The organism is Advenella incenata (assembly GCF_004217095.1).
In the GTDB taxonomy this organism is placed as follows: Bacteria; Pseudomonadota; Gammaproteobacteria; order Burkholderiales; family Burkholderiaceae_B; genus Advenella; species Advenella incenata.
Genome location: NZ_SHKO01000005.1, coordinates 21847 through 34199, shown reverse-complemented (window position 1 = coordinate 34199; position 12353 = coordinate 21847). Strand labels below are relative to the sequence as shown.

General features: G+C 56.1%; 12 protein-coding genes and 1 pseudogene. 2 read left to right on the top strand and 11 right to left on the bottom strand.

Going from position 1 to position 12353, the window contains the following annotated elements:
* The first annotated feature begins 77 nt into the window (after positions 1-77).
* Positions 78-629: a copper chaperone PCu(A)C gene (locus EV681_RS20665; RefSeq protein WP_165393160.1), complete on the top strand. Its 552-nt coding sequence runs from the start codon at positions 78-80 to the stop codon at positions 627-629.
* Here EV681_RS20665 and EV681_RS20660 read toward each other — a convergent pair.
* The 10 genes from EV681_RS20660 to EV681_RS20615 form a co-directional block, all read right to left on the bottom strand.
* Positions 623-2011 (bottom strand): chloride channel protein, encoded by a 1389-nt coding sequence (locus EV681_RS20660; RefSeq protein WP_242612341.1) that lies wholly within the window; start codon positions 2009-2011, stop codon positions 623-625. The two genes, EV681_RS20665 and EV681_RS20660, sit on opposite strands and share 7 nt — an antisense overlap.
* A gap of 4 nt (positions 2012-2015) precedes the next feature.
* A complete protein-coding gene (locus tag EV681_RS20655) occupies positions 2016-2855 on the bottom strand; it encodes an alpha/beta fold hydrolase (RefSeq protein ID WP_130305105.1) in 840 nt (279 codons plus the stop codon).
* 66 nt (positions 2856-2921) lie between these two features.
* Positions 2922-3602 (bottom strand): tol-pal system protein YbgF, encoded by a 681-nt coding sequence (gene ybgF, locus EV681_RS20650; RefSeq protein ID WP_128396391.1) that lies wholly within the window; start codon positions 3600-3602, stop codon positions 2922-2924.
* Between the two features lie 76 nt (positions 3603-3678).
* Positions 3679-4161: a peptidoglycan-associated lipoprotein Pal gene (gene pal, locus EV681_RS20645; RefSeq protein WP_128396390.1), complete on the bottom strand. Its 483-nt coding sequence runs from the start codon at positions 4159-4161 to the stop codon at positions 3679-3681.
* A gap of 32 nt (positions 4162-4193) precedes the next feature.
* On the bottom strand, positions 4194-5474 hold the full coding sequence (tolB, locus tag EV681_RS20640) for a Tol-Pal system beta propeller repeat protein TolB (protein ID WP_128396389.1): 1281 nt from the start codon (positions 5472-5474) through the stop codon (positions 4194-4196).
* A gap of 121 nt (positions 5475-5595) precedes the next feature.
* The gene (gene tolA / locus EV681_RS20635; RefSeq protein WP_128396388.1) at positions 5596-6801 is read right to left on the bottom strand and encodes a cell envelope integrity protein TolA; all 1206 of its coding nucleotides are present in this window, start codon (positions 6799-6801) and stop codon (positions 5596-5598) included.
* Positions 6802-6836: 35 nt separating this feature from the next.
* Positions 6837-7277 carry an ExbD/TolR family protein gene (locus tag EV681_RS20630; protein ID WP_128396387.1) on the bottom strand — a complete coding sequence of 147 codons (441 nt, stop codon included), beginning with the start codon at positions 7275-7277 and terminating at the stop codon, positions 6837-6839.
* Positions 7277-7960, bottom strand: coding sequence for a protein TolQ (gene tolQ, locus EV681_RS20625; protein WP_128396386.1), 684 nt, complete (start codon positions 7958-7960; stop codon positions 7277-7279). The genes EV681_RS20630 and tolQ overlap by 1 nt, the downstream gene beginning before the upstream one ends.
* Positions 7961-7965: 5 nt before the next feature.
* Positions 7966-8376, bottom strand: coding sequence for a tol-pal system-associated acyl-CoA thioesterase (gene ybgC, locus EV681_RS20620; protein WP_014751718.1), 411 nt, complete (start codon positions 8374-8376; stop codon positions 7966-7968).
* Positions 8377-8432: 56 nt separating this feature from the next.
* The gene (locus tag EV681_RS20615) at positions 8433-10175 is read right to left on the bottom strand and encodes a proline--tRNA ligase (RefSeq protein WP_130305103.1); all 1743 of its coding nucleotides are present in this window, start codon (positions 10173-10175) and stop codon (positions 8433-8435) included.
* A gap of 63 nt (positions 10176-10238) precedes the next feature.
* Between EV681_RS20615 and EV681_RS20610 the strand changes: the two are divergent.
* Positions 10239-10743 (top strand): annotated as a pseudogene (locus EV681_RS20610) (RNA pyrophosphohydrolase); the annotation flags it as partial.
* 604 nt (positions 10744-11347) lie between these two features.
* On the opposite strand, the gene EV681_RS20605 reads toward EV681_RS20610, so the two are convergent.
* The gene (locus EV681_RS20605) at positions 11348-12259 is read right to left on the bottom strand and encodes an NAD(P)-dependent oxidoreductase (protein WP_130305101.1); all 912 of its coding nucleotides are present in this window, start codon (positions 12257-12259) and stop codon (positions 11348-11350) included.
* Positions 12260-12353: the final 94 nt, after the last annotated feature.

Genomic DNA, 12353 nt, shown 5'->3' with positions numbered 1-12353 from the left:
ATGACCGAGACCGATCCGCGCCACCGTCTTTTTGTCTGGCGTAATATGTCCTTTTTATTTATTTGTTTGGAAAAATGATGAAAAAATTAGTTCTGGCTGGTGTCGTACTGGGCGCCACGACAGCCTCTTTGCTTGGTACACCGGCCCTGGCCGATCACCAGGGCGGTAGCCACGGCGGCGCTCATGCCAACCACGCGATGCACTCCAGCTCAGCGCGCGCGCCGAGCAGCGTCAAGGGCTCTGATCATTTGCGTGTTGATGATTGCTGGATCCGCCTGCTGCCCAAGGTTGCGCCGTCCGGCGGCTTCTTTGTGCTGAACAACGAGGACAAGTCGGAACCGGTGGTGCTCAAAGGTATACAAACCGATGCTTTCGGCATGAGCATGCTGCATGAGACGACCGAAAAAAATGGCATGTCAGCCATGGAGATGGTGCCAGACGTGACGATCGAACCCGGCCAATCCTTGCCGTTCAAACCCGGTTCCTATCATGCCATGCTGGAAAAGCCCAAGGCGGACCTGAAAGCAGGGCAACAGATTACGGTCCATTTCGAGCTGGGCACCGGCAAGAAAATACCGGTTCAGTGTACGCTGAAGTCGCCATCTGCCCGCAAGTTCAGCGATCAGTAACCTGTTTTGGCAGGCGCGGCGGCCTGCCGCGCATCTTCGCTGAGCGCCAATTGCCGGAAGCGTCCGGCAGAATAATGATAAAACGCTTGGGGGCAGATCTGCTTTGATACGACCGTAGCAACCAGGCTGGCCAGCAGCATCCAGAAAAGCATGGCCTGGCTGCCCGACATCTCCATGACGATGACAGAGGCGGTGACAGGCGATTGCGTAGACGCTGCAAGAAAAGCCGCCATGCAAATCAGGACAAATACACTTTGGGCCTCCTGCATGTTCACAGAATGGGCCAGCTCCACGCCGATGCCGGCGCCGGTTGTCAGGGCCGGTGTAAAAATGCCGCCGGGAATGCCGGCCCAGTATGAGGCTACGGTGGCCAGCAGTTTGGTAATGCTGAAATGCTCTGAATCCTGCGGTAACATCATCAGGGCATTTTTAGCGACATCGTAGCTGGTGCCGAACACGCCGCCTGCTGTCAGATAGCCCAGAAACGCCACGACCAGGCCCATCAGCGCGGCCACCCATAACGGGTGATTGTGCACGTGATGTCGCAGGGCCGACGGCACGCAGCCGGCCAGTCCCTTGCTTAGCAGGCGCGCAAAAATGCCGCCGGCGACACCGCAGACAGAGGCGCACAGCAATGCCCAGAGAAGCATTTTTTCGTGTAGCGGCGACGAATGAAAGGTGCCGAAATACGGATTGTCGCCAGTGAGCGCAACGACAATAAAACCCGCTGCCAATACCCCCAGCAATATCAGCCGCTGCCAACGCAGGTCCAGCCCTTTGCCGATCTCTTCGATGGCAAAAATCACGCCGGAAAGCGGTGCATTGAATGCGGCGGCCAGTCCGCCGGCGGCGCCCGCTGCAATCCACTCCCGTGTATTGAATCCTTTAAGGGGCAGGCCGATTTTCTGGCACCATTGCCCCCAGGCCAGCATCGCTGCCGCACCAATTTGTACGGAAGGGCCTTCGCGGCCAATGGAAGCACCTGCCAACAGGCCCAGGAATGTGAGCGGAATTTTCCAGATCGCCTGCGCCAGCGAAACCAGCCGCAGTTTGCCTGGCGAGTCGCGATGCAGTGACAGGCTGGCGATAACTTGCGGAATGCCGCTGCCGGCCGAATAAGGGGCAAAGCGCATGACACACCATCGCAACAACACAAAGGCCAGCGGCATGACCAACCAGATCAGATAGGGGTAGGCGTGGGTCCATTCACGATTTTTCTCCAGCGCGTAATCGGCCATCATTGCAAAGCCAATGGAAACCAGCGCGACCAGCGCTGCTCCGCAAAGCATCAGGAGCAGCTGTAAGGATTTTTTGGACAGGCGCAAAGCCTGTCTGGTTTTTCGCTGGACGGAACGGCGTATTCTGGGTGCGGGAGAGTGCATGCGATTACTGGGCAGGCGTTTTTGGAATGAGTTCCTGAAGAATGATCTGGTTAAAGGCATGAGGCAGGGCCAGGTTCAGGCCATGCGAAGCCGGCGTTAACGTATGGCGCGTCGCATGGCTAAACTGTTGCTGCAATGCGTCCAGAATGGCAGGGAAGGGAGGCGGGCTGTCCGAGCCGCCCATCAGTGTCACAGGAATCCCGTATTCATTGACCCGTGACGGGTTCAGCTCGTATAGCGGTTCGCGGATGATCAGCGGCAGGGTGGCGGCCTGATCCCGGGTCATCGCCTTGAACCAGGACACCATGCGTTTCCAGGTGCCGGCGCCGCTGACCCCATCGATAAAGATTTCCAGCGCCGCATCCGTGTCACCCCGTTCATGGGCAGCCAGGGCCAGGTCGCGATAGGGCAGCGCGGGCATGCTGTCTTCAGGTAGTACGGAACCCAGCCCGGGGTCAGCCAGCAGCAGATGAGTTACGCGATCAGGGCGTCGGCAAGCCATTTCAGCTGCGATGCGTCCGCCGCGAGAGTGACCCAGGACGGCAAAGTGATTAATGCCCAAATGGTCCATCAGGGCAAACAGATCCGTTGTGTGCTGGTCAATGGAAAAATGTGCGCCGGCGTCCGCGAGCATGGGTGATGTTGGCGAATAACCGGGCAGGCTGGGCGCAATGACACGCACGGCCGCAGACAGATCTGGCAGTTGCCAGCGCCAGAAACGAAAATCACACAGCGAGCCGTGGACCAGCAACAGACAGGTGGGCGATTGCCCAGCGTCCTGGTAGGCAATGGTGGCATTGGCCAGTGTGAGCGTATGTTGCGGGTATTCGTTTTGCATCGTCATCAAATAAAAAAAGCATCCTGCGACTTCCGGATGCCTTTCGGTAAAAAACGGAATCAGGGCCCCAACTTAGCGGAACAGCTCCAGGCGGTTCCGGGCTGTATCGGCAGCAGGGGTATTTGGGTATTCGTTTACTACGCGCTGCAGGGTGGATTTCGCACCTGCAATGTTATTCAATTCTACCTGACTGCCAGCAATCACAAGCAATGCATCCCCGGCTTTCTGGTCACGGGGATAGGCCGCTACCATGGCTTGCAATCCCTGTATGGAACCGTTGAAGTCCTTGTTGGCATAGCGGCTGCTACCTTCGTAGAAGCGGGCGCTTGGTGTCAGCGGACTGTTCGGATATTGCTGGGCGAAGCGGTTCAGCGCTGTGCTGGCTTCCGCGTAATTGCCTTGGCGGAACAGATCAAGGGCGCTGTCATAGCTTTGCTGCTCGTTCGGGTCACCTACTTGCGGTGACGGTGGGACATCGGGATTGGCCGCCTGCTGACTGGATTGCTGGGCCATGCGAGTCTGATGATTGGCTGTTTCAATGCTACCGCGCAGTTGCGTGATCTGCTGTTGCAGGTTGTTGATTTTATTGGTCAGATCGACGTTGTTCTGCTGGCTTTGTCTTAACTGGGAGCGCAGGTCAAGAATGGCACGCCGAGCATCTTCGTCTTCAAACGCATATGCTTGATTGGCACTCAGACTGAGTACTAGGGCAGATGAGGCAATGAGCAGGGAATGTGATTTCTTCAATTTCATATGGACTCCGTTAAAACAGCAACGCCGCAACGGCATAACCGTTTGCGGCGCAGTGAGCTTAACCTACAAAGCAGGATTAACGCTGATAGTTAATGTCTGCGCGACGGTTTTCAGCAAAGGCTTCTTCTGTAGAACCTTCTGCTTTTGGACGCTCTTTACCGAAGCTGACTGCTTCGATTTGGTTAGGGCTTACACCCTGTTGTGTCAGCTGGTTGGCAACTGCAACAGAACGACGCTGACCCAGTGCCAAGTTATACTCGGCGCTGCCGCGTGCATCGGTGTTACCTTCGATGCGAACGCGCTGGTTGGCGTTAGCCGCCAGGTACTGAGCATGCATTTGAACAACGGGCTGGTATTGCTGCTCAACAGCATAGCTGTCATAAGCAAAATAAACAGAGCGTTGCTGTGCCAGTGGGCTGTTAGGGTTGAATGGATCCATAACGGCGTTGGAAGTGCCTGTTCCAGCTCCAGCAGTGCCGTCTACAGGAGTAGAGCTACACGCTGCCAGTGTGGCAGCCAAACTAGCAATGGCAAGTGTTTTTGCAATGCGAGAACCCATGGTAATTTCCTTTATCAAAGTCAAAAATAAACTTATTTTGTAAACGGCCCCCAAGCCGCACCAGTCACATTGCCAGACGAGGGTATTGAGGCCTGGAACGAACCGTCAGCATTGACGATACCTAGACCGCCACCTGCTGCGTAGAGCACTTGCATTCCGTTAGGTGCGAAACTTGGAGAAAGATCATTGCCGCCAGAAGTCAGTACCTGATCAGATCCAGAGCCAAGACTACTTATAGCAATAACATATGACCCACCTCGTAAGCTAGAATATACCAGTTTTGACCCATCTGGTGATATTTTTGGCGAAACATTTTGTGATCCACTGAAGGTCAGACGGCTGGCTGCACCCCCTCCCAAACCGGCTCGATACACTTGTGCACTACCCCCGCGGTCACTGGTGAAAACGATGCCACTGCCGTTAGGGAAAAAGAACGGTTCGGTGTCAATTTCTGCTGAATTTGTCAGGCGTTGCTGGCTTGAGCCACCACCTGCGCTAACCAGGTAAATCTGTGAAATACCACCCTGACTTAGCGCCACGGCAAGCTGACTACCATTCGGAGACCACGCAGGGGCGCTGTTGTTGCCCTTGAAGTTGGCTGCTACTGTGCGTCCGCCGGTACTCAGGTTCTGCACGTAAACTATCGGTTTGCCCCCCTCAAAACTCACATAGGCCAGGCGCGTGCCATCAGGAGACCATGCCGGAGAAATGAGTGAAGAAGACGAACTTGCAACGACCTTGCGACCCTCTCCATCAGCGTCAGCGACTACGAGTTGACGGCCGGTGGTGTAGGCAATGCGCGTTGCAAAAATACCACGAACACCTGTTGTTTTTTCGTAAATAGCGTCGGCTACCCTATGGGCAAGACGGCGCATTTGCGCTTCTGAAATGTTCTGGGCGTCTAGTTGAGCCTGCTGGGCAGCATCAGCCAGACGATAATCGACGCTGCTGCCGCTGACCGTACCGTAGGCAACGGTTGTGCCGCCAGCCTGGGAAATTGCCGCCCAATCGGGTGTACCGTTGGCGCCCAGTGTCAGATCACCGGCGCTTTTGACTTCGAACTGGCCGGAACGAGTCAGGTCAGCACGAATGATATTAGCAATTTCCGCACCATTGGGGCCTTCAAAATTGGCCACAACGATAGGGAACTTAGTGGCAGAGCCTGAGCCGCGCAGTTCTACGTTTACCTGGGCCTGGGCAACAGAATAGAATATGACGGCAACAAATAGCGCCCAGGTCATCAAGATGCCGATATAACGCTGCACAGCACGGGCGGGAATGGCAGCATTTCCCTTTTTGATTGAGGCAGTCATGACTGCGGTCTCCTTACAGAATGTAATAACGACAGTGTATCAATAAAGCCTGCTTTGACGAGGCAGAGCAGGCAAATGTTGTTTCACGATTTTTCGATCGGCCCCGCTGTGCCGGTGGACATCAGTTCGGGTTGTAGCGATACGGGCCGGTCACGTAGGAATCGCCGCCAGGGGGTTTGGGGAACGGTTTGCAGGCCATAAGGGCTGACTGCACCGCACGGTCGAATGCCGGATTGCCCGAACGCACCAGGATCTTGGCGGCGGTTGGGGTGAAGCTGCTGTCGAAGTCGACGCGATAGGTCACCTGCAGGCGCTGATTGCCGGAAAATCGCAGGCGTGGCTCCACGCACTGTTGCACGCGTCGGGCGTAACCGGAGTTACCGCCGCCGCCACCGACCTGATTGCGATCACTCTGACCGCCGCGAATACCGGCCGTGCTGCTGACGTCGCCACGCATGGCTGCGCGCAGGGCATCGCCCTTGGATTCGGCTTTTGCCTTGGCCTGTGCCGCTTTGCGGGCGTCCGCCTTCGCTTTTGCAGCAGCTTTTGCCTTGGCTTCGGCAGCTGCTTTGGCCTTGGCCTCGGCGGCAGACTTGGCTTTTGCCTCTGCCGCTTCTTTCGCCTTGGCAGACGCTTCTTCTTGTGCTTTTTCTTTGGCCTCGGCTTCTTCACGGGCTTCGGCTTCGGCACGAGCCTTGGCATCGGCTTTCGCTTTTGCGTCAGCACGGGCTTTTGCCTGGGCGGCCGCCTTGGCTTGAGCATCTGCCTTGGCCTGTGCTTGTTCTTTCGCTTGCGCTTCGGCCTCAGCCTTGGCTTGCTGTTCAGCCTTGCGTTTGGCCTCTGCCTGGGCTTTGGCCGCTTCCTTGGCTTCTTCCTGGGCGCGAACTTTGGCGTCGGTTAATTCTTTGGCCTTTTTCCGGGCCTCGTCCTTGCGTTTCTTTTCCAGCGCGATATCCGGGTCTTCTTGTTCGCTGTCTGTCGGTTGCGATTGCTGGGCGCGCGCCTGCTCAGCAGCCGCCGCAGCAGCAGCGGCTGCCGCGGCGGCCCGGGAGGGCGGTGGCGGCGGCGAGGCTGCTTCCTCTTCTTCGTTTTGTGTGTCTTCTTCGGCAGGGTCCGGCGTGCGTGTTTGTGCCGGCGGTTGCAGCACCTGGTTTTCGCCCTCTGTCCACAACTCAAGTTGCACTGGGCCGGTCGGTGCTTCAGTGGACTGGAACAGCCCGGCGATCAGCGCGATCACTAACAAAGCATGAAGGATAATCGCGCCGATCAGGCCTTTGCGATTATCTCCTTCATCATAAAATTCGTTAGGATTATCGAAGTGCTTCATTAAATTGAGATGTGGTGACAATGAGTGTGGGCGGCTTACTTTTTGCCGTCTGTGGATTTCTGGTTGACCAGCAGGCCCAGGCGCGTCAGTCCGCTACCGCGCAGCGTGTCCATAACCTTCATGACTTCTTCGTACGGCACTTTGCCGTCGGCAGCGATCACGACCGGGCTGTCGGGCTCAACCAGCGCTTTGACTTCTTCCACAATGTTGGCTTTGTCTATTGTTTGAAAGTTCTTGCCGGCGGTGCGCTGGCGCACTTTGACTTCGCCGCTCTCGGACATTTCAATTTCCACCGGGGTGGCCGGCACGGCGGATGCCTGGCCGACCGAAGGCAGGTTGATCAGGCCTGGCGTGATCATGGGAGCGGTCACCATGAAAATGACCAGCAACACAAGCATCACGTCGATATACGGCACGACGTTCATCTCGTTTTTCATGCGGCGCCCGCGACCGCGGCGGTTTTGTATTCTGGCCATTAGCGAACCTGGCGTTGCAAAATATTCAGAAATTCGTCAATAAAGCTGTCGAAACGGCTGGCCATTTTGTCAATGTCATTCGAAAAATGGTTGTAGGCCAAGACAGCAGGAATCGCGGCGAACAGGCCGATGGCCGTCGCAATCAGGGCTTCGGCAATGCCGGGCGCTACCGCTGCCAGCGTTGCCTGGGCAGTGCCGGACAGGCCGATAAATGAATGCATGATCCCCCAGACCGTGCCCAGCAGGCCAATGTAGGGGCTGACTGAACCGGCCGAGGCCAGAAAGTTCAGATTGGAGTCCATCGCATCCAGTTCGCGCTGATAAGTCGCGCGCATCGCCCGGTTAGGGCCTTCGAGCAGGGCATTGGCTTCCTTGACGCCGTTGCGGCGTGCTTTAAGGAACTCATCCATGCCAGATTCAAAAATACGGGCCAGCGGGCCTTCCTGCTCACTGTTCTGGGCGATGGATTGGTGCAGCGTGGTCAGGTCTCCGCCTTTCCAGAATGCATCTTCAAATTCCCGTGTCTGATTGCGCGCGCGTTTGAGGGCAATTCGCTTGCTGATGATATAGGTCCAGGATAGGACCGAGATGATCACCAGAATCAGCATGATGATTTGTACGGGTAAGCTCGCGTTGATGATCAGCGAGATAATCGACATCTCTTCGGGGGTAGTAGGTTGCATAAAATCTAGTCCTGCACGAAAGGAAATAGTTGTCGGATAGGCATTGGAATGGGAGCCGGACGAAATGTGTCCGCGTTTACACAGCATACCTGAATCTGGCTTTCCACCAGTCGGATGCCATCGCGTTCTGCTACTTGTTCAAAATGGACGGACGCGGCGCCCATTTTGGTAATCCGGCTGTTGATGGCCAGCAGGTCATCCAGACGCGCCGGCGACCGATACCGCAACTGCGTATTGACAACGATGAATATCAACCTGTCGTTGCCTGCCAGCGCGGTCTGACTGACCCCGAGATGGCGAAGCCACTCGGTGCGGGCGCGTTCGAAGAACTTCAGGTAATTGGCATAAAACACCACACCACCCGCGTCGGTATCTTCGTAATAAACGCGAACGGGAAAATGAAAAGAATTTTCCAACAAATCAGACCTTGCAACACAACCGGAAAGTGTAAAAACCCAAGAAAATCACGAAATCATAACGTGTTTTTCAGCTCGTTATAAAGGGATTTGATACTTGTTAACATTTCTGCAACAGGAACCTTCTGCCCTTCTGACCAACTGCGCGATTGTAATTCCACGATACCATCTTTGAGCCCACGATCGCCAATCGTGATACGAATTGGAACACCTATCAGTTCCCATTCAGAAAACATGACGCCGGGTCGCACGTCGCGATCATCCAGAATGACGTCTATTCCTTCCTGGCGCAAGGTATCGTACAGTTGCTGAGCCTGTTGCGCCACGGCCTCGCTTTTGTTCAAGCCGATGGGGCAGATGACAGCTTCGAACGGCGCCATGGCCAGGGGCCAGATAATGCCTTTGGCATCGTGGTTCTGTTCAATGGCCGCAGCCATGATGCGGCTGATGCCGATGCCGTAGCAGCCCATTTGCAGCGGCTCTGGCTTGCCTTGTTCATTCAGGTATGTGGCCTTGAGCTTTTCCGAATACTTGTCGCCCAGAAAGAACACATGGCCAACTTCAATGCCGCGCTGGATGGCCAGTTTGCCGGGGCCGTCGGTGGCCGGATCGCCTGCGACAACATTCCGCAGGTCGGCCACTTCGGGCTCGGGCAGATCGCGTCCCCAGTTGACGCCGGCGTAGTGATAGTCTTCGCGATTGGCGCCGCAGATGAAATCGGCCATATTCGCAACGGTTCGGTCGGCCAGCAGATGGACCTGCCCGATGGGCTTGACGGGGCCGAGAAATCCGGGTTTGGAACCGAAGTGCTCCATGATCTCCTCTTCGGTCGCCATGCGGTAGCCTTCCTTGAATGCAGGCAGTTTGCCGATCTTGACTTCATTGACCTCATGATCACCGCGGACCATCAGTAACCACAACTGGCCAGCCCCTTCTTTGGGTGTGGTCATAAAGACCACTGCCTTGACGGTTTTTTCCAGGCTGACATTTAACTGTTCTGCCACGATTTCGCACTTGCTGGCGTTCGGTGTGGCCACTTCCCGTAACGCTTCGGCAGGGGCTGCGCGCGAAGCAAGCAGGCAGGGCGCGTCGGCCAGTTCGATATTCGCGGCGTACTGGGAGTCGGGATTGTAGACGATCAGGTCTTCGCCGGTGTCGGCAATCACCTGGAATTCATGACTGCGATCACCGCCAATAGAACCGGTGTCGGCGGCCACGGCGCGGAACGTCAGGCCAAGGCGCGAAAAGATTTTCACGTAGGCATCGTACATGGCGTCGTAGCTGGCCTGGGCAGACGCTTCGTCGCGGTCAAACGAATAGGCGTCTTTCATGGTGAATTCGCGTCCGCGCATCAGTCCGAAGCGGGGGCGACGTTCGTCGCGGAATTTGGTCTGAATGTGATAGAAATTCACGGGCAGTTGGCGCCAGCTGTGAATTTCATTGCGGGCGATGTCGGTGACCACTTCCTCGGAGGTGGGCTGAAGCACGAAATCGCGCTGGTGGCGATCCTTGATGCGCAGCAGTTCGGCGCCATATTGCACCCAGCGGCCGGACTCCATCCAGAGCTCTGCGGGTTGAACCACCGGCATGAGCAGCTCAATCGCGCCCGCACGGTTCATTTCTTCGCGCACAATATTCTCGACCTTGCGCAGGGTTTTGAGGGCCAGCGGCATATAAGTGTAGATACCACCGGCGTGCTTGCGGATCATGCCGGCACGTGTCATGAGTTGATGACTGATGATTTCTGCTTCTGCAGGGGCTTCTTTTAAAGTATTTAGATGAAATTTTGAGGCTAACATGGCTACCGGTTCAATTGATACGTATAATCAAAGACAATTGTATTTAAAAATGGGAGTGGCCGCATGCTTGATCGCGAAGGCTACCGTCCTAATGTTGGTATTATCCTCGTAAACCAGAAGAATGAGGTCTTTTGGGGTAAAAGAATTCGAGAACATTCCTGGCAGTTTCCGCAAGGTGGTATCAAATATGGCGAAACGCCTGTTCAGGCCATGTATCGAGAGCTTCAGGAGGAAGTGGGTCTTAAACCCGAGCATGTACGAATATTAGGTCGAACACGAGACTGGTTACGCTACAACGTACCTGATAACTTTGTCAGACGGGACTCACGCGGGCATTATAAGGGACAGAAACAGATCTGGTTCCTGTTGCGCCTGGTGGGCAAGGACACCGACGTCAGCTTGAGGGCGACGCATCATCCGGAATTTGACGCCTGGCGCTGGCATACCTACTGGGTACCGCTGGATGTGGTCATTGAATTCAAACGTGATGTGTATCACCGTGCGCTCAAAGAGTTGTCGGATATCCTGTTTCGTCGACACGGAGAGTCACGTTTTTTGCGTCAGCGTAACGGCACAGGCTCAGTGCCGCGCAAAAGCGCGCACGTAAAAGACGCCGCCAGCAACAAAAAAGGGTATGCCGTCAATCCGGCGGGAGCTGACACGTCTGCCGCCATCGCAGCCGCAGGCGAGTCGCCCAAAGGGGGCAAGCCTGTGATGGCGGGCCGCCAGAATGCCAAGCCTGGCGCCAAACGCAATTTTGAAGCCGGTCACGGCCAGCGCGCAGCGCAGGGGCAGACGCAAAAGCAGGCCCCACGGCACGCGCGCAATGGCCGTGTGCATACATCCGAGGGCAACACGCAGGCGCATCGCGCCAAGGCGCTACCGGTAACCCGTTAGTTACGTTACACGTGGATTTTGCCGGGTACATGCACGGCAATGCAACACAGATCAAGACAATGGTAGGGCAGCGCGCAGCAACGGCCTGATGCCAGGCGCAGCCCGGTGTTGTTATTTATCCCGCCACAAGATAACCCGGCTCAAGATGCAGCCTATCCCGCCTAAAGGCGCAGTCGTGCTGGTGTTCAAATGAACAGCAGCACAGGCCGGCTGCGCAGGCCCTGCGTCAGGGCATTGTTGACGGTCGGGGCAGGTGGGCGTGGCGGTATGGCGTGTTATTTACTCGGTGTCAGCCGGGTGATCAGGCTGGAAGTATCCCAGCGCTGGCCGCCATTTTGCTGCACTTCTGCATAGAACTGGTCCACCACGGCAGTGACCGGCAGCAGCGCGCCGTTGCGTTTGGCCTCGTCCAGCACCAGTCCAAGATCCTTGCGCATCCAGTCTACGGCGAAACCAAAGTCGAATTTGCCCTGCACCATAGTTTTGCCCCGGTTTTCCATTTGCCAGCTCTGGGCGGCACCCTTGCTGATGACATCCAGCACGGCATTCATATCCAAATTAGCACGCAATCCGAAGGCAATGGCTTCGGACAGCCCCTGCACCAGTCCCGCAATGCAAATCTGATTGACCATCTTTGCCAACTGGCCTGCGCCATGTTCGCCCAACAGGGTCACCGCGCGCGCAAAATGACCGGCTACGGGTTTGATTTTCTCAAAGACCTCCGGTTCGCCACCACACATGACAGTGAGTACGCCGCCGACAGCCCCGGCCTGACCGCCAGATACAGGCGCATCAATAAAGCCGAATTGACCTTGCCGGGCGGCAGCCGCCAGTTCGCGAGCTACATCGGCCGATGCGGTGGTGTGATCGACAAAAACGGCGTTCTGCTGCATGCCATGGAATGCACCATCGGCATCGGTGGTAACGCTGCGCAGGTCGTTGTCATTGCCCACGCAGCAAAAGACAATCTCGGCACCTTCTGCCGCCTTGGCCGGAGTAGGGGCGCTTTTGCCGCCGAATTCGCTGACCCAGTCTGCACTCTTGCTGGCGGTACGGTTGTACACGGTAACATCGTGGCCGGCACGAGCCAGATGCCCGGCCATAGGAAAGCCCATTACCCCCAAACCAATAAAAGCGACTTTTTTTGCCGGGACCGGATCGTACTGTTTGTCTGTAATTGAAGCCATGAGTGCACCTGAACGAATTGGAAGTGAATGGTAATAGAACGTAAATAGTACCTGTTTGTGTCTATTTTTTGGAAATATGGCTCAGAACAGGTAA

Coding starts and splice junctions, on each gene's coding strand:
- EV681_RS20665 (WP_165393160.1), top strand. CDS start 78: ATGAAAAAATTAGTTCTGGCTGGTGTCGTACTGGGCGCCACGACAGCC.
- EV681_RS20660 (WP_242612341.1), bottom strand. CDS start 2,011: ATGCACTCTCCCGCACCCAGAATACGCCGTTCCGTCCAGCGAAAAACC.
- EV681_RS20655 (WP_130305105.1), bottom strand. CDS start 2,855: ATGACGATGCAAAACGAATACCCGCAACATACGCTCACACTGGCCAAT.
- ybgF (WP_128396391.1), bottom strand. CDS start 3,602: ATGAAATTGAAGAAATCACATTCCCTGCTCATTGCCTCATCTGCCCTA.
- pal (WP_128396390.1), bottom strand. CDS start 4,161: ATGGGTTCTCGCATTGCAAAAACACTTGCCATTGCTAGTTTGGCTGCC.
- tolB (WP_128396389.1), bottom strand. CDS start 5,474: ATGACTGCCTCAATCAAAAAGGGAAATGCTGCCATTCCCGCCCGTGCT.
- tolA (WP_128396388.1), bottom strand. CDS start 6,801: ATGAAGCACTTCGATAATCCTAACGAATTTTATGATGAAGGAGATAAT.
- EV681_RS20630 (WP_128396387.1), bottom strand. CDS start 7,277: ATGGCCAGAATACAAAACCGCCGCGGTCGCGGGCGCCGCATGAAAAAC.
- tolQ (WP_128396386.1), bottom strand. CDS start 7,960: ATGCAACCTACTACCCCCGAAGAGATGTCGATTATCTCGCTGATCATC.
- EV681_RS20615 (WP_130305103.1), bottom strand. CDS start 10,175: ATGTTAGCCTCAAAATTTCATCTAAATACTTTAAAAGAAGCCCCTGCA.
- EV681_RS20605 (WP_130305101.1), bottom strand. CDS start 12,259: ATGGCTTCAATTACAGACAAACAGTACGATCCGGTCCCGGCAAAAAAA.